At 63.3% G+C, this 21328-nt stretch carries 22 protein-coding genes and 1 pseudogene; 11 read left to right on the top strand and 12 right to left on the bottom strand.

What is annotated here, in order from left to right; translation table 11 throughout:
* Positions 1-335: 335 nt before the first annotated feature.
* The 3 genes and pseudogenes from AC1DLV_RS04380 to AC1DLV_RS04390 form a co-directional block, all read right to left on the bottom strand.
* Positions 336-686 (bottom strand): annotated as a pseudogene (locus AC1DLV_RS04380) (DDE-type integrase/transposase/recombinase); the annotation flags it as partial.
* Positions 687-700: 14 nt separating this feature from the next.
* Positions 701-871, bottom strand: a complete 171-nt coding sequence (locus tag AC1DLV_RS04385) for a hypothetical protein (protein ID WP_476798528.1) — start codon at positions 869-871, stop codon at positions 701-703.
* Between the two features lie 55 nt (positions 872-926).
* Positions 927-1796 carry a LysR family transcriptional regulator gene (locus AC1DLV_RS04390; RefSeq protein ID WP_476798350.1) on the bottom strand — a complete coding sequence of 290 codons (870 nt, stop codon included), beginning with the start codon at positions 1794-1796 and terminating at the stop codon, positions 927-929.
* A 161-nt stretch (positions 1797-1957) separates the two neighbouring features.
* On the opposite strand from AC1DLV_RS04390, the gene AC1DLV_RS04395 reads away from it, so the two are divergent.
* The 8 genes from AC1DLV_RS04395 to AC1DLV_RS04430 all read left to right on the top strand — a co-directional run bounded on the left by AC1DLV_RS04395 (position 1958) and on the right by AC1DLV_RS04430 (position 10804).
* Positions 1958-2629: an ankyrin repeat domain-containing protein gene (locus AC1DLV_RS04395; RefSeq protein ID WP_476798351.1), complete on the top strand. Its 672-nt coding sequence runs from the start codon at positions 1958-1960 to the stop codon at positions 2627-2629.
* 15 nt (positions 2630-2644) lie between these two features.
* Positions 2645-3118, top strand: a complete 474-nt coding sequence (locus AC1DLV_RS04400; protein WP_476798352.1) for a nucleoside deaminase — start codon at positions 2645-2647, stop codon at positions 3116-3118.
* A gap of 4 nt (positions 3119-3122) precedes the next feature.
* Complete coding sequence (locus tag AC1DLV_RS04405) at positions 3123-4361, top strand: cyanate transporter (RefSeq protein ID WP_476798353.1); 1239 nt, start codon at positions 3123-3125, stop codon at positions 4359-4361.
* A 779-nt stretch (positions 4362-5140) separates the two neighbouring features.
* Positions 5141-6199, top strand: coding sequence for an ABC transporter substrate-binding protein (locus AC1DLV_RS04410; protein ID WP_476798354.1), 1059 nt, complete (start codon positions 5141-5143; stop codon positions 6197-6199).
* A 31-nt stretch (positions 6200-6230) separates the two neighbouring features.
* Positions 6231-7280 (top strand): ABC transporter ATP-binding protein, encoded by a 1050-nt coding sequence (locus AC1DLV_RS04415; protein ID WP_476798355.1) that lies wholly within the window; start codon positions 6231-6233, stop codon positions 7278-7280.
* Positions 7277-8197 (top strand): ABC transporter permease, encoded by a 921-nt coding sequence (locus AC1DLV_RS04420; protein WP_476798356.1) that lies wholly within the window; start codon positions 7277-7279, stop codon positions 8195-8197. The genes AC1DLV_RS04415 and AC1DLV_RS04420 overlap by 4 nt, the downstream gene beginning before the upstream one ends.
* Positions 8190-8978 (top strand): ABC transporter permease, encoded by a 789-nt coding sequence (locus AC1DLV_RS04425; RefSeq protein WP_476798357.1) that lies wholly within the window; start codon positions 8190-8192, stop codon positions 8976-8978. Before AC1DLV_RS04420 ends, AC1DLV_RS04425 begins: the two co-directional genes overlap by 8 nt.
* 122 nt (positions 8979-9100) lie before the next feature.
* Positions 9101-10804 (top strand): glycoside hydrolase family 3 N-terminal domain-containing protein, encoded by a 1704-nt coding sequence (locus tag AC1DLV_RS04430; protein ID WP_476798358.1) that lies wholly within the window; start codon positions 9101-9103, stop codon positions 10802-10804.
* A gap of 11 nt (positions 10805-10815) precedes the next feature.
* Here AC1DLV_RS04430 and AC1DLV_RS04435 read toward each other — a convergent pair whose 3' ends face one another.
* The 7 genes from AC1DLV_RS04435 to AC1DLV_RS04465 form a co-directional block, all read right to left on the bottom strand.
* Positions 10816-12285 (bottom strand): amidase, encoded by a 1470-nt coding sequence (locus tag AC1DLV_RS04435; RefSeq protein WP_476798359.1) that lies wholly within the window; start codon positions 12283-12285, stop codon positions 10816-10818.
* A 15-nt stretch (positions 12286-12300) separates the two neighbouring features.
* Positions 12301-13128, bottom strand: coding sequence for a sugar phosphate isomerase/epimerase family protein (locus tag AC1DLV_RS04440; RefSeq protein ID WP_476798360.1), 828 nt, complete (start codon positions 13126-13128; stop codon positions 12301-12303).
* Positions 13125-14285 carry a Gfo/Idh/MocA family protein gene (locus AC1DLV_RS04445; protein WP_476798361.1) on the bottom strand — a complete coding sequence of 387 codons (1161 nt, stop codon included), beginning with the start codon at positions 14283-14285 and terminating at the stop codon, positions 13125-13127. The genes AC1DLV_RS04440 and AC1DLV_RS04445 overlap by 4 nt, the downstream gene beginning before the upstream one ends.
* A 105-nt stretch (positions 14286-14390) precedes the next feature.
* Entirely contained in the window at positions 14391-14741 is a 351-nt protein-coding gene (locus AC1DLV_RS04450; protein ID WP_476798362.1) for a RidA family protein, read from the bottom strand.
* A complete protein-coding gene (locus AC1DLV_RS04455) occupies positions 14738-15430 on the bottom strand; it encodes an HpcH/HpaI aldolase family protein (protein WP_476798363.1) in 693 nt (230 codons plus the stop codon). The genes AC1DLV_RS04450 and AC1DLV_RS04455 overlap by 4 nt, the downstream gene beginning before the upstream one ends.
* 10 nt (positions 15431-15440) lie before the next feature.
* On the bottom strand, positions 15441-16436 hold the full coding sequence (locus AC1DLV_RS04460; protein ID WP_476798364.1) for a sialidase family protein: 996 nt from the start codon (positions 16434-16436) through the stop codon (positions 15441-15443).
* 26 nt (positions 16437-16462) lie between these two features.
* The gene (locus AC1DLV_RS04465) at positions 16463-16858 is read right to left on the bottom strand and encodes a cupin domain-containing protein (protein ID WP_476798365.1); all 396 of its coding nucleotides are present in this window, start codon (positions 16856-16858) and stop codon (positions 16463-16465) included.
* Between the two features lie 179 nt (positions 16859-17037).
* On the opposite strand from AC1DLV_RS04465, the gene AC1DLV_RS04470 reads away from it, so the two are divergent.
* The gene (locus tag AC1DLV_RS04470; RefSeq protein WP_476798366.1) at positions 17038-17340 is read left to right on the top strand and encodes a hypothetical protein; all 303 of its coding nucleotides are present in this window, start codon (positions 17038-17040) and stop codon (positions 17338-17340) included.
* Here the strand turns inward: AC1DLV_RS04470 and AC1DLV_RS04475 are convergent.
* Positions 17300-18262 carry a S1C family serine protease gene (locus AC1DLV_RS04475; RefSeq protein ID WP_476798367.1) on the bottom strand — a complete coding sequence of 321 codons (963 nt, stop codon included), beginning with the start codon at positions 18260-18262 and terminating at the stop codon, positions 17300-17302. The two genes, AC1DLV_RS04470 and AC1DLV_RS04475, sit on opposite strands and share 41 nt — an antisense overlap.
* Positions 18263-18443: 181 nt before the next feature.
* Here AC1DLV_RS04475 and AC1DLV_RS04480 point away from each other — a divergent pair, with 181 nt between their 5' ends.
* Together AC1DLV_RS04480 and AC1DLV_RS04485 are read left to right on the top strand one after the other, a co-directional pair.
* Positions 18444-19316 carry a S1C family serine protease gene (locus AC1DLV_RS04480; RefSeq protein WP_476798368.1) on the top strand — a complete coding sequence of 291 codons (873 nt, stop codon included), beginning with the start codon at positions 18444-18446 and terminating at the stop codon, positions 19314-19316.
* Between the two features lie 9 nt (positions 19317-19325).
* On the top strand, positions 19326-19967 hold the full coding sequence (locus AC1DLV_RS04485; protein ID WP_476798369.1) for a helix-turn-helix transcriptional regulator: 642 nt from the start codon (positions 19326-19328) through the stop codon (positions 19965-19967).
* Between the two features lie 190 nt (positions 19968-20157).
* Here the strand turns inward: AC1DLV_RS04485 and AC1DLV_RS04490 are convergent, their stop codons facing one another.
* On the bottom strand, positions 20158-21288 hold the full coding sequence (locus AC1DLV_RS04490) for an iron-containing alcohol dehydrogenase (RefSeq protein ID WP_476798370.1): 1131 nt from the start codon (positions 21286-21288) through the stop codon (positions 20158-20160).
* Between the last annotated feature and the right edge of the window lie 40 nt (positions 21289-21328).

Raw genomic sequence — 21328 nt, forward strand, 5'->3', positions numbered from 1 at the left:
CGAGGCAGAGCAGTGCGATGCCGAAGTTCGGCGACAGATGTCCACAGAGGATATAGCGAGCTGCAGGGAATTGTCCGCGCCATGGGATGACCTTCGAGGTCGAAGCAATCCCTCCACGTGACGATGGGCGTCTCTGCCAGGGAAGCTTTCGAACAGCGCATTGACGATCTGTTTGGCTCGCGGTTGCATCGTCGACCGTGAGATTGGCCTTGAGGAATTCGACTTGTGGCAACAGTCGACGCTGATTGGTCAACAGTGCCCCGGTTGGATCGATTTCGTCTATCAGGAACGGCTAACGGTTCTGTCGCATACGCTGCTGGTGGTCACGAGAGGAGCTATGTGCGCCCGGCTCGGGTGGTGAGGATATTGAATTGCTCGGCGATTGACGGACGTGGATTGTAGGCAAACCTCGCCTGTCGCTGGCGCATCATGTGAACCATCTCGATGCCGGAGAGAATGATCTCGGCGCCATCGACTTGAAGCCGAGCACCGGTCGGATGCGGCGATTGATGCGACTGTGATTCTGTTCAGACCCGATTGTTGAAGTATCTGTTCTTTCGGATGCGGGTCGGCTTTGACGAACGTCGCGACCGATCCCGTAGACGGTTTTCGGCATCGCAGGAGATGATAGCCTCGTAATAGGTCTGGCTGCCGTCAATGGCGATGGGCTCCGGTCGGCCGTTGCGACAGAACCGCGCCGTCAGGTGGGCGTCGTGTGGTCGGCCCGATGGGATGCCAGTCGGTGCAGGACCGCGCGCTCCTGCTGCAGTTCGGCAACTAGGGACTGGCGTTGTACAATCGCCAGCAAACGGCCGCAGCAATAGCAGATCAGCTTAAGCGGATTTTCAAGGATCGGGCTGTTGCTTGCCATGGATGCATTCTTGCACTTTTGCGTGCGGCTGAAATTTCGTCGCCAAGTTTTGTCGCTAGATCTCATCCGGTTTTTCGCCAAGCGGTGAGGTTCTGGTGGCAAGCATCGCCTGCATCGACCCGACCAATTCTGATACTGGTCCGTCGGTTTCCCATGAATATAGAGCCACGACCATGGCTGCTTCCATGCCGAAAAGCGCGTAGGGCCGGACGCGATAGCCCTGCGCAGCTCTGACAGGCAGGAGCGAGAGGCCAAGGCCGGCCTCGACGGCTACGAGCACATTGTGAAGGCTGCTAGCCGCGAAGGCGATATACCAGCGGCGCTGTTCGCGTTCAATGCGTTCGAACATCGTGTCCCGGTAGAGGCCGCCCGGCTGAAAGGCGACCAGGGGCAGCGGATCGAGCCATTCACCCGGCGCGTCGGTGCCTTCGAACCATGCTACGGGCTCCGGATACGACACTCGGCAATCGGGAGCCGGCTCACTTTCTTTGACGATGGCGATGTCGAATTCGCCGCCGCGGAAGCGCCTTGTGAGTTCGCGGCTCAGCCCGGCGGTGACATCCAGCCGGATCTCGCGATGTCGGCGGGCAAAGTCGCTGAACGTCTTGGCCATTGCAACATTGAAAATGTCTTCGGGCACGCCGATGCGAATGGAGGCGGTTCCCGCCGGGTCTCCGAGCGCGGCTTCCGCTTCCTGCTGGAGGGCGAGCAGCCTGCGCGCATAGCCCAGAAGCCGCTCGCCGGCGGCGGTGGGCCGGACCGGCCGTGCCGAGCGTTCGATCAGAGCAGAGCCCACGGCATCTTCGAGCCGGGCAAGTTGCTGGCTGATGGTGGATTGCGTCATGTGAAGCCGTTCTGACGCGAGGGTGAAGCTTCTCGCATCGACGATCGCAATGAAGGCGCGAAGCAGGCGTGGATCGAGCATGTTACCCCGTTGGTGGCCAGAGATCATTCACGATCGTGATATAAATCATCTTGATATCTAATTTTCAAATGCTGACTTCCCTCCCTATCTAAGCACGGTAGCCACAAGACTATGGCCATCACAAAGCCGAACCGTCGCGGCCATTGACCGGGAGTTCCAACATGCTTCGTCGTACGATCCTTGCAGGCGCCGCCGGCCTGCTGCTGATGGCCGCGCCCTTCGTTGCAGCAGGAAAAGCCATGAACGGAACGCAATTGCACAGTGCAGCGGAAAAGAATGACGCCACACGCGTCAGCCGGCTTCTGACCGACGGGGCGGAAATCGACGCACGCGATGGCGCCGGAGCGACAGCACTTCTCGTCGCCACCCACGCCAACGCGGTTGATACGGTCCGCGTCCTCATCGAGGCCGGTGCCGACGTCAACGCCAAGGACAACATCAATGACAGCCCCTATCTCTATGCCGGGGCGCGCGGCCATCTGGAAATCCTCAATATGACGCTGGCGCATGGGGCCGACCTGAAAAGCACCAACCGCTATGGCGGCACGGCACTGATCCCGGCTTCGGAACGCGGCCATGTCGAAACGGTGCGAATATTGATTGCGGCCGGCACAGACGTCGACCACATCAACAATCTTCATTGGACTGCCCTATTGGAAGCAATCATCCTCGGGGATGGCGGCGCCCGCTACCGGCAGATCGTCGAACTGCTGGTCAAGGCTGGCGCCAACGTCAATCTGGCGGACAGGAACGGCGTGACGCCGCTTCAACATGCCCGCAGCGCCGGCTATCGCGACATCGAAAAAATCCTTGCCGCCGCCGGCGGCCGATAAACTGTGGAGGTTCCCATGAGTGATGCACGACGTTTCCTGAACCAGGCGGTCGAACTTGCGCGCGAAAATGTGGGGGTGGGCGGCCGTCCCTTCGGGGCCGTGGTGGTCGGCAATGGCGAAGTGATCGCCAGCGCCGTCAACGAGATGCATCTCAGCGACGACGTCACCGACCACGCCGAGCTTCTGGCCATTCGCGCTGCCGCGCGCGGCCATGGGGCGCAAGCACTGAAGGGCAGCGCAGTCTATGCCAGCGGCCATCCCTGCCCGATGTGCATGGCGGCCATGCGGCTGGCCGGGGTCAGCACGGTCTCCTATGCCTATTCCAATGAGGACGGCGCGCCGTTCAACCTGTCCACGGCCGACATCTATGCCGATCTGAAGCGTCCCTTTGCCGAACAGTCGATGGCGATCAGCCATGTGCCGCTGGAGGACAATTCCAGCCAGCACCTTTACGAACAATGGGCGCAGGCCCGCAACGGGCAGAAGTAGGATGATGAAACAGGGCTCCGCATCAGCCTTTGGCCGCTTGCTGCTGCTTGCGGCCATCGTGCTGGTCGGGCTCAATCTTCGGCCCTTCATCACGGGCATCGGTCCGCTTGCAGCCGATATATCCGCACAGACTGGACTTGGGCTGCAAGGTATCGCGCTGTTGACGCTGGTGCCCATGGCCTTGATGGGGCTGCTGGCCTTTGCAGGCCCCTTGTTGCAGGTGCGGCTGGGGGCGCGCAGGTCCATCATCGCCGCGCTCGCCATTCTGGCACTGGCTTCATTGCTGCGCCTGTTCGTGACGAACGGATGGCAAATGGTGGCCACAGCCGCCTTGCTCGGCCTTGGAGCCGCGGTGGTGCAGGCCATGTTCCCCGGCATCATCAAGCGGCATTTTCCTGCCGATGTCGGCGTGGTGATGGGCCTTTACTCCGCCATGCTGATGGGCGGCGGTGCACTTGGCGCGCAATTGGCACCGCTAGTCGCCACCACAGCGGGCGATTGGCGTGCCGGTCTTGCCTGGATGGCTGCGCCGGCAATGCTTGCGATCTGGCTGGTCGCGCGCAGCCTGCCCCAGGACACGCAAGGCAAGGGCGGCCCAAGCAAGACCGGCGTCCTTCTTAGGCGGCCGCGAACCTGGCTGCTCATGGCCTGTTTCGGCCTCGTCAATGGCGGCTATTCGACCGCGGTCGCGTGGCTTGCCCCCTACTATCGGGATCTCGGCTGGAGCGCCGCCGCTAGCGGCAGCCTGCTGGCGGTCATGGCCGTATTCCAGGCCAGCGCCGCACTGCTGTTGCCGGTGCTGGCCGGCAGGCGGGAAGACCGACGGCCCTGGCTGTGGCTGACGCTTGCCATGCAGGCTTTCGGCTTCACCGCGCTGGTCTTGCAGCCAGAGGTCGCGCCCCTATTGTGGGCGGCCATTCTGGGCGCGGGGTTGGGTGGCTGCTTCGCGCTCTCCATGATCGTGTCGCTCGACCATCTGTCCGATCCGGCCGAGGCCGGCGCGCTCTCCGCACTCATGCAGGGCGGCGGTTTCTTGCTCGCGGCACTGCCGCCGTGGATCGTTGCCGTCCTCCACGATCTGACTGGCGGCTTCACCGCGGGCTGGATGCTTCACCTTTTCTGCGTCGCCATCGTCACGGCCCTCTATTGGCAGGTCTCCCCGGCAAGCTATGGGCGCGCCATGGGGCTAGCGGCACGCGCCCGTTCGGTCGAAGGAGCCTGCGCTGCCAAAGCCCGGCCATGACGAGGCCCGGCCAAACCTTAGACAATGCCCGACGCCCCAAGCGCTCAATAGACGGGGCGGCGCGACTCCTTGCGCACAACCGAAAGTGAGCGTGGAGCTCTTGCTGGTGTCGCCTCACACCCTTTTGGAGCTGATCGGGTCTGTTTACGACTGCGCGTTCTATCCTTCGCACTGGGAGCGGGCACTGACCGAGATCCTGCAGGCGACCCCTAGCGATTCCGTTGCTTTCGCTTAACAATCTTTCCTTACAGCCGATGTACCGGTTGGCTCGACCGATGAGTTCGCAGAGGCATCGGCCGCTCAATGGCGCGCCTTGCTTGGTCGCGAACGGAAGGCTACCGCACCGGAAGTTTCAGCCATTGTCATCGCTGTTCTTCGCAGCTTCTGGACGCTGCTGGTCAGCGTATTGAATGAAGGGCGAATTTGGGCGTCGAGCGGGCCGTGGTCGCCGATAGCAGCAATTGATGAGGCATAGCGCGACGACAAACGACTACGTACCGACTGGCGCGGCGAGCTCGCGAAAAGTCTTACGCGGGCCAAGCCGGCTGAAGTTTCGGGCGAGAAACGCGCCTCGCATGCCCGCTCGATAGCGAGCGGAAAATTATTGATAAGCCTGTCGATAAATCGCAGATACCTGCCCGGCATGGCCTACGGTAATTCTGACCCTGCCCTTGGTGAATTACAAAGGGTACTGATCGCCGGGAAAATGCTGCCTTCCGGAGCGGTTTAGGGAAAATAAAAATTGCTGGATGAAAAAGCCCAGCCTGTGGGGAATTGCCATGATCTTCAAAAATGTGAGGAACTCTCTTTCCGCCTATGCCCTGTTCGCTGCGTGCATCGCCACGACGGCTGCCCAGGCTGCGGAGGTGACTGTCGCTGTCGGCGGCGGGGTGATCCAGGAAGTCGGCCGCGAGACTTTGTGGGGCCCAGCCGCCAAGACGCTCGGCGACACGGTTCGCGAAGAAACCATCAACGACGCCTATGCGTCCGTGAAATTACAGGCCGCCGCCAACGCCGTAACCTTCGACCTCGTCCAGACAAACGCTTTCCAGGCTGAAAAGGGTGGCCGTGAGGGTCTGTTCATGCCGCTCGACTACAGCGTCATCGACTCCAAGGACTTCATCGAGGGCACGGCGCAGAAGTACTGCATCTCGGCGCTGATTTTCTCCTGGGTCATGGCGTGGAACACGGATGCCTACAAGGACAAGGCGCCGCAGACCTGGGCCGATTTCTGGGACGTTGAGAAATTCCCCGGTCGCCGGGCCATGCGCAACGATGCCGAGGCCCAGCTCGAAATTGCCCTGCTCGCCGATGGCGTGCCGATGGACAAGGTCTACGAGGTGCTGCAGTCCGAAGGCGGCATGCAGCGCGCGCTCGACAAGATAGAACAGTTGCGTCCGCATATCGCGGTGTGGTGGAATTCGGGTGCCCAGCATGCGCAGCTGATGAAGGACAAGGAAGTCGATATGTCGGTGGGCTGGAATGCCCGTTTCGAGGCAGCCAAGAAGGACGGTGCGGCGATCGACTACACCTTCAACCAGGGCGTCATGAGCATGGATTGCTGGGCCGTTCCGGCCGGCGCACCCCATGCCGCTGAGGCGATGCGTATGATCAACGAGATGTCCAAACCGGAAGCCCAGGCCAAGTTTTCGGTCGGGGTCAAATATGGTGCCGCCAATAAGCGCGCCTATGAGACCGGTCTGATCCCCGACGACGTGTCGAAGAAGCTGCCGACCTATCCAGACAACGCTTCGCACCAGCTCGCCCAGCGCAATGAATGGTGGGTCGAGCATGTCGGCGAAGCCCAGCTCGGCTTCCAGGAAATGATGTCGCGCTGAGCGCGGCAGGCAACGGCTTGGTTCGATCGACATGACAAGTGCCGCGTTCATTGAAATCCGCAATCTTTCGAAAGCTTATGGATCTTTCCACGCCCTCAACGACGTCGATCTCGACGTTGGGCGCGGCGAGTTCCTGAGCGTTCTCGGCCCCTCGGGTTCCGGCAAGACCACCTTGTTGATGGCGCTTGCCGGGTTCGTCAGGCCGGATCGCGGACACATTGGCGTCGACGGGCGCGACCTTGTCCGCCTGCCTGCCAACAAGCGCGGTATTGGCGTGGTATTCCAGAACTACGCGCTGTTCCCGCACATGAATGTTGCCGCCAATGTCATGTTTCCTCTGCGCGTCCGGGGTATCGGTCGCGCAGAGGCCTCCGAACGCGCAAGGAAGGCGCTTGACATCGTCGATCTCGCCAGCATGGCCGAGCGCCACATCGCAACGCTTTCCGGCGGGCAAAAGCAGCGCGTGGCGTTGGCCCGCGCAGTGGTCTTCGAACCCCGGCTGATGCTGATGGACGAGCCGCTTTCGGCTCTCGACAAGAACCTGCGCGAGCAGATGCAGTATGAGATCCGCAAGCTGCATGACCGGCTCGGCCTAACCACCGTCTATGTCACGCATGACCAGCGCGAGGCGTTGACCATGTCGGACCGCATTGCGGTCATGCGCGACGGCGTCATCCGTCAGCTCGGCACACCGGCATCGCTGTACCACCGGCCGACGTCGCGTTTCGTTGCCGAATTCCTCGGCGAAGCCAACATCATTGAGCTCGATGCCGTCGAGAGCTTCGCCGCGCCGAAAGGCAAGGCAAGCGGGGCGGACTGGAAGCTGATGATCCGCGCCGAAGGGTTTTCACTCGTTGCTGCCAGCGGCCACGACCAAGTGTCGCTGAACGGTGTGCTAACACGCTCGGTTTTCCAAGGCGACAGCTGGCTCATCTCCGTCGATCTGGCGAACGGCGGAGCCGTCTCGGCCCGCATCGCCGCTGCCGAGGCGGCGAATTTCAACCTGGCGGCATTGTCCGAAGGCGCGCCGCTCAAGCTCCATGTGCGTCGAGATGCGCTCATCGCCGTGACCGACGCATGAGCGCGCCCGCTTTGATCATGCCGGCCCCGATCGGCGCTTTCGACAATTCCGCCGTCTTGCGGCGCGACCGTAAGCTTGCGCAGCTCGGCTATTTCGGCTTGGCCTTGCCGGCCGCGTTGCTCGTTACCATCGCCATCGTCGTGCCACTGGCGGCAATGTTCTGGATATCGATTGCGCTGCCGGACGGTTCGGTGTCGCTCGACACCTATCTCAGGATTCTGAGCACACCCGTCTATACGCGCTCGGTGCTGACGACCTTCCAGGTCAGCGGCATGACGGTATTGACCTGTGGTTTGCTGGGCACGCCCTTTGCGCTGGTTATGGCCAGCGTCGGCCAGCGGCTTGCCTCGATCCTGCTGCTGGTGGTGATGCTGCCGTTCTGGACGGCCCTTCTGGTGCGCACCTATGCGCTGTCGGTGCTTCTGCAGCGCAACGGATTGGTCAACAGCTTGCTGATCGACATCGGGCTGGTCTCCGAGCCCTTGCCGCTGATAAACAATTTCTTCGGCACCATTGTCGGAATGACTCACGTGATGCTGCCCCTGTTTATCCTGCCGGTCTATGCCGCGATCAAGCAGATCGACCACAACGTCATCCGCGCCTCGGCCAGCCTCGGCGCCAGCAAGTTCATGACACTGCGGGCGGTGATCCTGCCGCTGGCCGCCAACGGCATGTTCGCAGGCGCCGTGCTGGTGTTTGTGCTCAGCCTCGGCTTCTACGTCACGCCGGCCATCCTTGGCGGCGGGCGCGTGCCGATGATTTCGACCCGCATCGAGCAGAACGTCTCGGTGCTTTCGGACTGGCCGGCGGCGAGTGCGCTAGGCGTGCTGCTGCTCTTGTCGGTCGGGCTGGTTTTCCTCGTCACCTTCCTGCTCCGACGCAGCATCAAGGCCCTGGGAGGCTCGGCTAATGTTTGACGGTTTCGACATTGCGTGGCCGCTGCGCCTGGCGATCGGAGTCTTCATGGCGCTGGTGGCGGTGTTCCTGCTCGCACCTTCGCTGATCGTTGTGCCAATGTCGTTTTCGGCGTCCGAACTGCTGCAGTTCCCGCCGACCGAGTTTTCGCTGCGCTGGTGGCAGCAGTACTGGCAGTCCGACCTGTGGATGCCGGCGACCAAGACCAGCCTGTTGCTGGCGACGGTTACCGCTGCCGCGGCCGTGCCGATCGCCTTCGCTGCCGCTTATGCCACGACCCGTTCGCTCGGCTGGGCCAGGCTGCCGCTCTACGGCGTGCTGCTGATGCCGGCCACCGTGCCGCCCATCCTGGTCGCCATTGGCCTGTTTTTCGTGCTCGCCAGGATGCATCTCATCGGTTCGTTCCCGGGCCTGTGGCTGGGGCACACGGTGATCGCGATCCCGACCGCCTACGTCATCTTGTCGGCAGGTTTCGCTCGCTTCGACTTCACCCAGGAAAAGGCTGCACGCAGCCTCGGCGCCGGCTGGTGGCGGTCGATGTTTTCGGTGGTCATCCCGCAGATGCGCTTTTCGCTTTTGTCGGCGGCATTGCTCGCCTTCCTGACGTCGCTCGACGAGGTGATTGTCTCCATGTTTGTCGGCGGCGGTGCCAACACCACGCTGACCAAGGTGATGTTCCTCGGTGTCGATCCGCAGGCCGCGGTGATATCGACAATCTGGATCGTGCTGGTGGCCATCGTCGTCACAGTGGTGTTCGGGCGCCAGCGCCAGGAGCATTCGTGACCGGCCTGCAATCAGGCTTCGGTTGACCGGCTCGCTCTTCCGCGCCGGCAGCTTTTCTGCCAAGCTGATGACTCGGGCGGCGACAAGTCGGTCTCGTGCAATCCGCCAGGAGTGTGATGACCATGCCGCTGACAATTGACCGAACGCAGCCGAAGGCAGTGGTGTTTGGTTGCGCGGGTACCAGCCTGAACGCCGCCGAACGCAGCTTCTTCCGTGCCGCCCAGCCTTGGGGTTTCATCCTGCACAAGCGCAATTGCGCCGATCCGGCGCAGCTGCGCACGCTGGTGGCCGAGTTGCGCGAGAGCGTAGGCCGCACCGACGTGCGCGTGCTGATAGATCAAGAGGGCGGCCGGGTAGCGCGGCTGGCGCCGCCGCATTGGCGTGCCCCGCCTCCGGCATCGCTATTTGCCCAGATCGCACGCACCGACATCAAGCGCGCGCTCGATGCCGTGCGGCTCAATGCACGCCTCGTGGCTGCCGAGCTGTTTGATCTCGGCATCGATATCAACATCGCGCCGGTGCTCGACCTGCCGATCGGCAAGGGCGACCTGGTGATCGGCGACCGGGCTCTGGGCGACACGCCCGAGATGGCGAGCATACTCGGCCGCGCCACCTGCGAGGGCTTGCTTGCTGGAGGTGTGCTGCCCGTTATCAAGCACATCCTCGGTCATGGCCGCGCTCGCCAGGACAAGTCCGAGGCGCTGCTGGTGGTCAATGCTTCGCTCGACGAGATGCAGTCCGCTGACTTCGTGCCGTTCCGCTCGCTGCAGGACATGCCTTGCGCCATGGCGGCACACGTTATTTACCGTGCCATCGACCGCGACGCCCCGGCCACCGCTTCGCGCACCGTCATCGACGAGATCATCCGCGGCATGATCCGCTTCGACGGCGTGCTGATGAGCGACGACGTCTCCGATATCAGCCGCACCCATCCGCTCGATGCGCAGGTCAGCGCCACGCTGGAAGCTGGTTGCGACGTCATCCTGCACGGCAGCGGCGACATGGATGAAATGCAGCGTGTGGCCGATGCGGCCATGCCGCTGTCCGAGAACGCGGTCGAACGCCTGCACCGCGCCGAGCGGATGCGCCGGCGCCCGTCAGCGATAGACCTGGCTGATACAGCGAGGCGGCTGGAGGATCTGCTCAAGCCGCTCGGCGCACGCGCGCGCCAGTCGGGCACGACGCGCTCGTCGGAAATCGTCGGCAACGTCGCCAAGAAGATCGAGCGCGACATCGTGCTCGGCCGGATCCTGCCCAAGGAACGCATCATGGAGGACGAGTTGGTCTATGGCCTCGGTGTCAAGCGCCATGTCGCACGCGCCGTGCTGCAGGAGCTGGCGCGCACCGGCCTGGTCAAGCTCGAGCCCTATCGGGGTGCCGTGGTGCGCCAACTGTCGCCGGACGATCTGGTGAAGCTGCACGATGTCCGCCAGCTTTTGATCGCCGCAGCGGTGCAGCGCATCCGCCTTCCTGTATCTCCGGTGCTGATGGGCAAGCTCGAACAGGCGCGGCAGATCCACCGATCGGCGATCGCCGTGGGCGATCTCGAACTGGCCTATGTCCAGGACCGCGCCTTCCATGACCTGTTGCTGGAGGCGACGGGCAACGAATTCATCGCCCGCTCGATCCACGACTGCGATGCCGGCATGCGCAGCATTGATGCCGGCAGCCTGATGGCCGACAATCTCGTCGAGCCGGCACTAGCCGAGCATGACGAGATGATCAAGGCGCTGGGCGACCAGGATCTGGAACGTCTGGGAAAGCTGTGCGCTGCGCATTTCGACCGGCCGTTCGCCCATCACATGGCGAACGGCGTTCGGCACTAGTGCACTAGTTTTCAGAACCTGCCGCTGGCTCCGTTGGCGGCATGGAAGGGTGCGCGCCGGTCGTACCAGGGTCGTGCCCGTTCGAGCGATGCCGCAAGTTCAATCAGCGTCGCATCGCCGGCCGGTGGCGCCACCAGTTGGACGCCAAGCGGCAACCCGGAACGGTCCATGCCGAGCGGCAGCGACAAAGCGGGCTGACCCGAGACGTTGAATGGCATCATGTAGACAGTGTCCTCGCCCATGGCTGAGGCATCATAGACGTCGATGTCCTTGGACATGTCGTAGTAGCCGAGCGGGCGCGTGGTCTGCGGCAACACCGGTAGCAGCACCACATCGTAACGTGAGGTCAGTGTGGCGATATGACGGGAATGCCGGCGCATAGTCTCGATGTCGCGGCTGTGCTGGATGGCGCTTATCGCGCGGCCGCGCTCGATCGTCGTCCAGATCGCCGCCGACATGTCTGTGGGCTTGTTGGGCACGCCGCGAACCCTGGCATGGTCGTCGAATTGAGCTGCCGTCTGGACCCTGATCATGGCGGTATAGGCGCGCCACAAGCCGTCGAAGTCATAGTCGAAATTGAATGGCTCGACCTCGTGTCCAAGCCCCCCGCAAAGCCGCGCAGCGTCGGCGACCGCTTCGTCAACCAGGGGGCTGTTGGCATCCCCGCGCGGGTTGTTGAGGCTGAAGCCGATGCGCAGGCGTCGGTTGCTGGGTGCGGCGCAATCGAGAAATACTGGGCGTTCTCGGATGTAGTAGGGCTCGCCCGGATAGCCGCCTTGCAGTACGTCGAGCATGGCTGCCGTGTCTCGCACCGTCCTTGAAATGCAAAGAGACTGCCCGCCGCCGAACCAGAAGTCGGCGGCCCCAGGCCCCGGCGAAATGCGGCCGCGCGACGGCTTGAGTCCGACAAGCCCGTTGATCGCCGCCGGCACGCGGGTGGAGCCCGCACCGTCGCCTGCATCGGCCAATGGCAGATAGCCCGCCGCGACCGCAACGGCTGCGCCGCCGCTCGAGCCGCCCGGTGTCCTGGCGAAATCCCAGGGGTTGCGCGCTGGACCGTGCATCGGCGACTCGGTTGTCAGCGACCAGCCCCATTCTGGCGCATTGGTCTTGCCTAGAAGAACGAAGCCGGCGGTCTTCGTCCGCTGGGTGATCAGCGAATCCGCCGGAGAAACGGTACCGGCGAAGGACGAGACGCTGTTGGTCGAGGGAACGCCGGCCCAGGATGAATGCAGGTCCTTGGCGAGATAAGGCACTCCGGCAAACGGCCCGGCCGGCGAAGTGGTGTCGGCCGAGTCGAGCGCCTGCTCGAAACAGCGAATGACGACCGCATTGAGCGTCCCGTCGAGCGCCTCGATACGGGCGATCGACGTCTCGACCAACTCCCGCGAACTCACTTCGCGGCGGCGCACGAGATCACCCAGGCCGAGCGCGTCGTAGTCGTCGAACTCCTTGAACGGCCCGATTGGCGAACGAGACATCGGCTTCTCCTTCGTTCAGATGCCTAGGCCGCGCAAGAAGGCGCGGCTGTCGCGGATGACGTCGTCGGCCGGAACGTCCCAGCCAAACAGGTGCGATTCATATTCGACAGACGCAGCACCGTCGTAGCCGAGCCGACGCAAGGTGTCGGTGACGGACTTGAGGTCGACTTCGCCTGTACCTAGCGGTACGCATTTGAACTCAGGGTAGCGGCCGATCGAATCCTTGACGTGGAAGTTGCTGATGCGGTCGAACAGCAGTTCCGCCGCCCTGACCGGATCCTCGCCGCGTAGCTGGAAATGGGTCGGATCGAAAGCGACGCGGACGTCGGAACCGGGGATCGCCCGGAACAGGTCGAGATACTCGTCAGCCTTGGCGACGATATGCATCGAGCAGCCTTCGATGCCGAGCTTGACGCCGCGATCCCTGGCGTGGTCGCAGACCTCTTCCAGTGCTGCCGCCAGGTACTGTCGCGCTGTGGCGATGTCGATGCCGCCGAAGGCGCGACCGGTGAAGACCCACACCACTGGCGCGCCGATGTCGCGCGCCAGGTCCACGGATGCCTTGAGATAATCGATGCCGGCGCGGCGTTCCTCTGCCGTCTCTTTGGCGAGATGAAGGCAGGCGCTCAATGCCGAGATGCTCATGCCGGCATCCGACATGGCGCGAGCGACATCCGCCCGCCCGGCCGCGTCGAGCGCCGGCGTCACATGCGGCACGAAGCCGTTGCTCCACAGGTCGCCATTGAGCTCGACCGATTTGTATCCCGCCTGCGACAGCTTGCCTGCCAACTCGGCGACGGGCAGCTGGTGCAGGAAGGTGCTGTAGAAGCCGGCCGTGATCATGACCGGCCTGCCTGGGCCTCGAAGTCGGGGAAAGCGAAGGGCGCATTGTCGGCAAGCGGCAGCGTCACCCAGGAGCGAGCGATCTGCGAGCTGTAAGAAGCGTGGACCAGCTCAGTGGCGCGGGCGCCGTCGAGGCCTGTGGCGCCGATGCCATCGCAGGTGCCGGAGAGGATCTCCTCGGCCATGCCGGCAAGCTGCTCGGCATAGGTGTCCCACTCGTTGCGGGGCGGCCAGATTGACAGCCAGCCGTCCCAGGCGTGACGGTTCTGCTTGGAGCGCGCGGTGGGATAAACGGCCTTGCGGATCGCTTCCGGCAGCTCGTTCATCGGCACGGTGGTATTGATGGCGAGCGGCACGTCGAAGAAGGGCGAGCCGGCATTGGTCCAGAACGACAGCGAGCCCTTGGTGCCGTAGAGTTCGGTGGCGTCGCCGAGCACCGGTGAATAGCGGTCGGCGATGAACGAGCCGCGCGCGCCCTTGTTAGTGCGTACCATGAGGTGGACGTTGTCGTCGACGACAGGCGGGATGACACAATGGCTGACATCGGCCACGACCTCGGCATAGTCGTCGTCGAGGAGGTAGCGGAGCATGTCGAAGCGGTGGATCAGGTTGTCGTTGGTGGTAGCGCCACCCGACTTTTCGAGATCCCAGCGGAAGTTGCTGCCGTCGACCCAGTTGTCCCACTTGGCCGAGAAAACGGTACGGAATGAAAACACCTCGCCGATCAGACCGGCGTCGATAGCGAGCTTGGCCATGCGGATCTGGTTGAGGTAGCGCTGGTTGAAGCCGGTCTTGAGCACGATCTTGTGCTCCTCGGCGATCTTGGTCATGGCGAGCGCGTCGGGATAGGTGACGGCCAGGGGCTTCTCACACAGCACGTGCTTGCCAGCGCGGGCGCAGGCTTCGAAATCGCGGCGATGCAGGTTGTTTGGCGTTGCCATGATGACGATGTCGACCGACGGGTCGGCAAGCATCTTGTCCAGGCTGGTATAGATGTTCGCGCCGCCATAGGCATCGGCTAGCGTTCTGGCGCGCCCCTCATCGATGTCGCACACCGCGGCGAGCCTGGTGGAGGAACCAGCAGCCACGGCCGGCGCATGGCCGTCGTGGACAATATTTCCGGCCCCGTAGAGGCCCACTCCCAATTGACGTGACATGGCAATCCTTCCGCTTTCTCTGGCCACAGGCCGGCATGCCTGCCCGATGGGTCGGGCAGGCATGCCGGTCTGGACCGGGCTTTCAGTTGAGGTTTGGCGTGGCGCTCAGCGCGCCGCGATGACGGCGATTTCGACCAGGTTCTTCGGCCGCGCCAGCGGCGAGCCGACTGTCGCGCGCGCTGGCGTGTTGTCTTTGGCGACCCAAGCGTCCCAGACGGCGTTCATCTCCTCGAAGGTGGCGACGTCGGTGAGCCAGATATTGGCCGACAGGATCTTCGACTTGTCGGAGCCGGCTTCGGCGAGATAGGTGTCGATCTTGTCGAGGATCTGCCTGGTTTGCTCGGCGACTGAAGGCACCGGGTCGGTGGCGGTCTGGCCGGCGAGATAGACCGTGTCGCCATGGATCACGATCTGGGACATTCGTTCGCCCTGCCGCAGCCGTTCAATCATCGTCATTTTGTGTTCTCTTTCATTATTTGCCGGAAGTCGTTGGCTCCGGTGATCAGGAAATTGTTGGCGTGTTCGTAGAGGAACCGGCATCCGCCAGCGACGAAGGCGGCAACCGTGTCGCGCGTCACCAGTGTTCCTGGCACTTTGCCGGCCGCGCGAATTTTCGCAGCGCAGGAGAGTACGAGCTGCTTGACGTCGGGATGGTGAGTCTGGCCGTTGAGACCCATCGAATGCGACAGGTCGTTGGGGCCCATGAAGAACACGTCAATGCCTTCGACCGCGACGATCTCGTCTAGATTTTCGACGGCCTCAAGCGACTCGATCATCGCCACTACGACGGTGTCGCCATAGTTCTGCGGCCGGGCCCGGCGCACGGCGGCTACGATGCTGCGGGCGCTGTCGGCATCGTTCACATGCGGCACGATCAGTCCACCTGCGCCAGCGTCGAGGTAGCGGGTGAGAAGATGGTCGCGATTTGCTTCGGGCCGGACGATAGACTGCAGTCCAGCCGCGCGGGCGGCGCGACACATGTCCTGCACGGTCTGGATAGAAGCTGTCCCGTGCTCGCAGTCGATAAATACGCCGTCGACGCCGAGGCGTCCGAGAAATTCGGTCAGTGCAGGCGAGGGGTGATCGGGGTTGACGACGACGACCGGCTCGTCGCGAAGGAGGCGTTGCTTGAACGGATTTGGCATCATACGCCCCTCAGCCTATGGCGATGGAAAAGACATGGCCGATGCCTCTGGGCAAAGGATTCGAGCACCAGCTCTCGCCAGCATCGTTGCTCTGAAAGACGTGGCCGAATTTGTCCGAGCAGGCGATCCGCTTCGGGTCGGTCGGGTCGACGGCCATGGCGAAGACAGTGCTCTTCAATGGCGCGCCGAGATCGAGGCGATGGAAGCTCGCGCCGCCATCCGTCGAGCGGAAGAAGCCGCCGAGGTCGCCGTCGAAGTCGTTGCCGGCGCCGAGATAGATCGTTTCTGCAGGGCCTTGGTCGAGGACGCGGCAATAGGAGCCCTTTTCGCGTAGCGCCGGCACCGGCAGCTTGCTCCAGTGGCGGCCATTGTCGCTACTCCGGAAGGCGCCGACACGTGTCGTCACCGTCACTTTGCCATCGCTACCGATAAGTACCGAGTGCAGATCGACGGCATCCTCGACGACATAGAGGCCGTCGAGCGCCTGGTGCCAGCTGCGGCCGCCATCCTCCGTCATGATCAAGCCGCCGATCTCAATACTGGCGTAGATCCTGTCGGTATTGCTGGGGTCGATGGCGATACGGGTGATGCGTCGCGGCATGTCGGCCGTGATGGCGGGATAGCCGACCGAGACATCGAGGTCCTGCCAGGTGCGTCCGTTGTCTGTCGACTTGTAGATCGCCGTCGGCTCGTAGCCGGCGAAAAGCGTGTCCGCTTCGTGTGGATGGCGGGTCAGCGACCACACCGCGAATTCTGGCTTCGGCGCGTCAAGTTGGGTCCAGCTGTCGCCATGATCGGCGCTCCGGTAGATGCCGTCCTGAGTGGCGGCGAACACTTCGCCGGGGCGCCTTGGATCGGCGAGCAGCGCGAATGTCTGCGGTACGTTGGGAAAACCAATCTCGATGCGCTCCCAGGGGCCGCCATCGTGGCTGCGCAGCAGGCCTGAACTCATGAAGCGGCCAGGATCAGTGTCGCCGGCGAGCCCCGCATAAAGGGTAGTGGTCATGGTCTTGGTCGCAGTCTGAATGAGGGTCAGTGGCTTTCGGGGTCGGTCGAATAGTCGACGACGGGCGCATCCTTGACGCCGAAGGCCATAGCGAGCGCTCGGATGCCGTTGTGCTCGTGGGCCGGTTTAATCGAGTGCCGCGCATTGGGCGGGATCTTGACCAAGTCGCCGGGGCCGATCTCCCGGGTCTCGTCCTCGATTGTCATCAGCGCCCTTCCGGAGAGCATGAAGTAGAACTCGTAGGTCGGGTGGTGGTGGGTGTTGACCTCGCCGCCGGCGCGGATTTCGAACTCACTGATCAGCTCGAGATGGCCGCCCAGCGTCTCGTTCCGCATCTCGCGCGGCGGCACCAGCCACCACACAGGTGTCGTGCCTTGATGCTCAAGTACAGGTCGCGTGAAATCGCTCGAGCGGATGTCCATCGGAGCGCCCCCTTAGCCGGCCAATGCAGATATTGATTGGGCCCAGGGCCCTGCGATTGGCTGGACCTTACGAACGGTCGCGCGCGCTGGCCAGTAAAGGGTTATCGCCAACTTTATCGATAAGGCGCAACTCTAGAACTCGACTGGATATGGCTCGATCAGTCCAGGGGTTATCCTGATTGGGCGCGGCGCCATTTCCCCTTGAGCCGCCCCGCAGCGAAGGGGTGGACAGCAAATTAACAGCCCTTGCCGTTGCGCTGGCCGGAATGGGCGTGGTCGAAATGCCGGTCCTTATCGCCCATGCCATTGCAGGGCTTGTCCGATTGCCCAACCTTGAGGCGCGGTCGGATAAGGATATCTGGATCCTCTATCATCGCGATTTCAAACGAACGGCGCGGGTGCGGATCTTCGTCGCCGATTTGCGCCGGCAGTTTGATACGCTCAAAGCTCCCGCAAGCCCGGCGTTACTGCCACTTGGCTGACTCCGGAGCGACCGACAACCATAAACTCCGTTTCTCGTCCGATCCTCTCGGCACCCAGCATCCGCACCAGATCGTCCACGCCACCGACGGCGTGACCGTCGATAGCGACGATGAGGTCGCCTTCCTTCAGCGCGGCTTTCGCAGCCGGTCCGCCGGCTTCGACCGAGCGCAACCGCACCGCAGCTCGGCTGGTCACCCCTGCAAGCAGTGCCACGCGGCGAGGCAGGGTGACAGTGTCGGCCGACACGCCAATAAAGGCGCGGCGCACGCGACCAAAGCGGATGATTTCCGCAATGACGAAGCTGGCCGTATTCGAGGCGACAGCGAAAGCGATGCCTTGGGCGCCGTGGATCGTAGCGGTGTTGACGCCAATCACCTCGCCGGCCGACGACACCAGCGGTCCACCGGAATTGCCTGGGTTGAGTGCCGCGTCGGTCTGGATCACGTCATCGATGAGCCGTCCGCTCAAGGCGCGCATTGATCGGCCCAGGGCCGAGACAACGCCAGTCGTCACCGTCCATTCAAAGCCGAGCGGATTGCCTATGGCGATGGCGATCTGGCCACGGCGCAGGCGCTTCGAATCCCCGAGCGGGGCGATGTCGGGAAAATGTCCGTCGGCACGCACCAGGGCAATGTCGGTATCGGCATCGCCGCCAAGCACGCGCCCTTCAGCAGACGTGCCGTCAGGCATTGCGACGCGCACTGCGCGTGCTTCGCCGACAACGTGGAAGTTCGTGACGATCAGCCCGTCCGGCGAGATGACGAAGCCTGAACCTTGGCCGGCGGTGCGGCGTCCGTCGGCAACAGGTCCAATGCGGCACACGGCCGGGCCAATCTGGTCGACCGCGTCGGCGACGGTGGACGAGTAAGTATCGAGCAGACCGGCATCATGGGGTTGCGGGTCGGTTGCGGGCAGGGCCATTTGGGGCCTCCATGTCATTCGAGCAATCGATGCCTATATGTGTTTTGCAGACAGGCATGCTGCGACCTGACCTGATGGCTAGTAGCCGCGGCTCCTAGCCGTCTGGCGAGTTGGAAGTACCATGCGGCGTGGCAATATCTGGGTTCAGAAAGCCTCAAACGGCCCAACCCAGGAGTGCGTGATGACCAGGTTCAACCTTGCCGCCCTTTCCAATGCCGTCGCCGACATCTCTGAACAGGCTGCGCTTGTGACTGCGAGCTTTTCAACCCATCATGGCCGGACCGTGACGGCCTTCCACTGGGGCGAGGGCCTCTACGTCGCCGCAGAGGAGACTGTCGAACCGGACGAGGAATTGCAGCTTGCCCTGCCCAGTGGCGAAACTGTGAAGACCGAGCTGATCGGTCGCGATCCGTCGACCGGGATAGCGCTCCTGAAGCCTTCGGCAGCAGCCGGCAGCAGGAGCTTCGAAAAGGCCGAGCCGGTGCGCCTCGGCGACGTCGTCGTCGTGGCTGGGCGTGACGGCGCTTCGCCTCTTGCGGTGCTCGGCAATGTGGGCGAGGTCGGGCCGATGTGGCGCTCACGGCGCGGCGGCACCATCGACCGCCGCATCAACCTTGCGGTGATGACGGGAGCTCGTTTCGAGGGGGGACCTGTGCTTGACGCCAGTGGCGGACTCGTTGGGATGTTGCTCTTCGGGCCGCGCCGCCGGGCGTTGGCTATTCCTTACGAGACGATCGAGCGTACGGTCGCGACGTTGCGCGAGAAAGGCCACGTGCTGCGTGGCTATCTCGGTGCCAGCCTGCATCCCATCCACCACGGCCAGGTGCAGGGCGCCATGGTCATGGGGCTCGACGACAACGGGCCGGCCAAGGCTGCGGGCATTGCGCTGGGCGACATTGTCACTGCTTGGAACGGGGAACCAATGCGGGGGCCGCGCGAACTGATCCTTCGCCTGGGTCCGGACAGCGCGGGCACCGCAGTTGCGCTGAAGATTTTACGTGGCGGGGAGGCGCGAGACGTGGCGGTTACTATCGGCGAAAAACCCCTTATCTGAGAGTGCCGGATGCTGGCGATACCGGAGACGCAGCACAAGCTGCTCGTTTTGGTCGCGCTGCGCGATGCAGCGTCGAGCGAGAAAGTTGCCCTTCGCCTGTCCGAGGACACCGAACTGGTGGCAGTGATGGCCGAGGACCTGGCCGAAGGCGACCACGTCGACGTGGCGATCATCGATGACGAAACTGTAAGCCGCATGTGGACGCAGGGCGCACCAGAGCTTGTCCTTTCCTCCTCCCGAGCGACGCAAAGGCCGGCGGCCGTTGCAGCGGTACTGCCGAGAGACGCTGACATGGCGTTAATCGCAGCGGCCGTACGGCTTGTCGCCGCAGGCTATCATATCGCTCATGTATCAACTGAACTGGACGGGCGCGACGGCAGGCCCGGTTCGGCTGATGGCCGGCTCGGTGGCGGTCTGTTGGCCGATGGTGAGCCAGATCACGAAGCTTTCTCGATCAGGTTGTCGCCGCGCGAGACGGAGGTGCTGTCGCTGCTTGCCGAGGGCGCGTCGAACAAGGTGATCGCGCGGCATCTCGACATTTCCGTACATACTGTCAAATTCCATGTAGCGGCGATCCTGGTGAAGCTCGGCGCGGCCAACCGCACGGATGCCATCGCCACAGCGATGCGGCAGGGTCTCGTGCTGGTTTAGGGCTAGTAGCTTTAGGTGGAAATTGCGAGATCATGGCAGCTCCGACCCAACCCAACATCGGAACCCGACGGCACCAGATGTTCCCGTTTCAGGCGACGGTCGCGCAAAGTTGAATCCCAAGTTGCGCGGCGCGACTTGCCTCCTCGTAGGGCATCATCAAATGCGTGGAAATCCCTCACTCTGAGGCAATCTAGTGGGCCGCGCGATAGATCGAGAGAATGTCCGCGCGCGCCAGTTCGCGCGGGTTGTTGTCGAGCAGGCGGCGGATGGCGAAGGCGTCGTCGGCCATGGTCTCGAGATCGTCCTCCGGCACGCCCAGTTTCGACAGGCGCATCTCGATGCCGAGCGAGGCGCAATAGTCGTGCGTCGAGCCGAACACGTCTTGCACGGCATGGGCCTCGGGAAGCCCGAGCGCTGCTAGGACATGGCCTGTCTTTTCCGCCGCTGCCGGCAAGTTGAAGGCCAGCACATGGGGGAAGATCAGCGCGTTGGCAGCACCGTGGGCGATGTGCCAGCGCGTGCCCAGCGGATAGGCGAGCGCATGGCCACCGGCGGTGTTGACCGGGCCGAGGCAGAAGCCGCCATAGAGCGAGGCGAGTGCCAGGCCGGCGCGGGCCTCGACGTCGCTGCCGTCCTTCACCGCACGCGCGAGGTAGCGGCCGACCAGCTTCACGCCTTCCAGCGCGTAGAGGTCGATCATTGGATGCGCCTTCTTGTTGGTGTAGGCTTCGACGCAGTGGGCCATGGCATCGACGCCGGTGGCGGCGGTGATGGCCGGCGGCACGGTCATTGTCAGAGCGGGATCGACGATTGCAATGTCGGCCAGCATCTCGATGCTTTCGACGGCGAGCTTGGCCTGGGTCTCTGGATTGGTGACGAGTGCGCGAATGCCGGCCTCACTGCCGGTGCCCGAGGTTGTTGGCACCTGGGCGAGGGCGACGCGGCGCCGTGCCGCCTTGCCGACGCCGACGATGTCTTGCAGGCGCTGGCCGCTGCCGGCCATGACCGAGACCAGCTTGGCGAGGTCCATGGCGCTGCCCCCGCCGAAGCCTATGATCAGGTCGGCCTCCGAACGGGCGGCCAATTCGAGCACCTTCTCCAGATTGGGCAGGTCCGGCTCGGGCCGTACCTCGCCGAAGACGACCGTTTCGACTCCGAGCGCGAGCGTGTCGACACGGGCGGCGTTGAAGGCGTCGGCGACGACGAGAACCTTCTTGACGTTGCGCGCCTTGACCCAAGCGGCCAGCCGAGACACCACGCCGGGGCCGAACTCGATGACAGGCGGCCGAACGATCGTGATGGGCGTATTGAGACCGTTCATCGTCAGTGCTCCAGCTGTATATGGCTGCCGCCGTCGCGCA

The sequence above is a fragment of the Aminobacter sp. 01T433 genome, assembly GCF_056398585.1.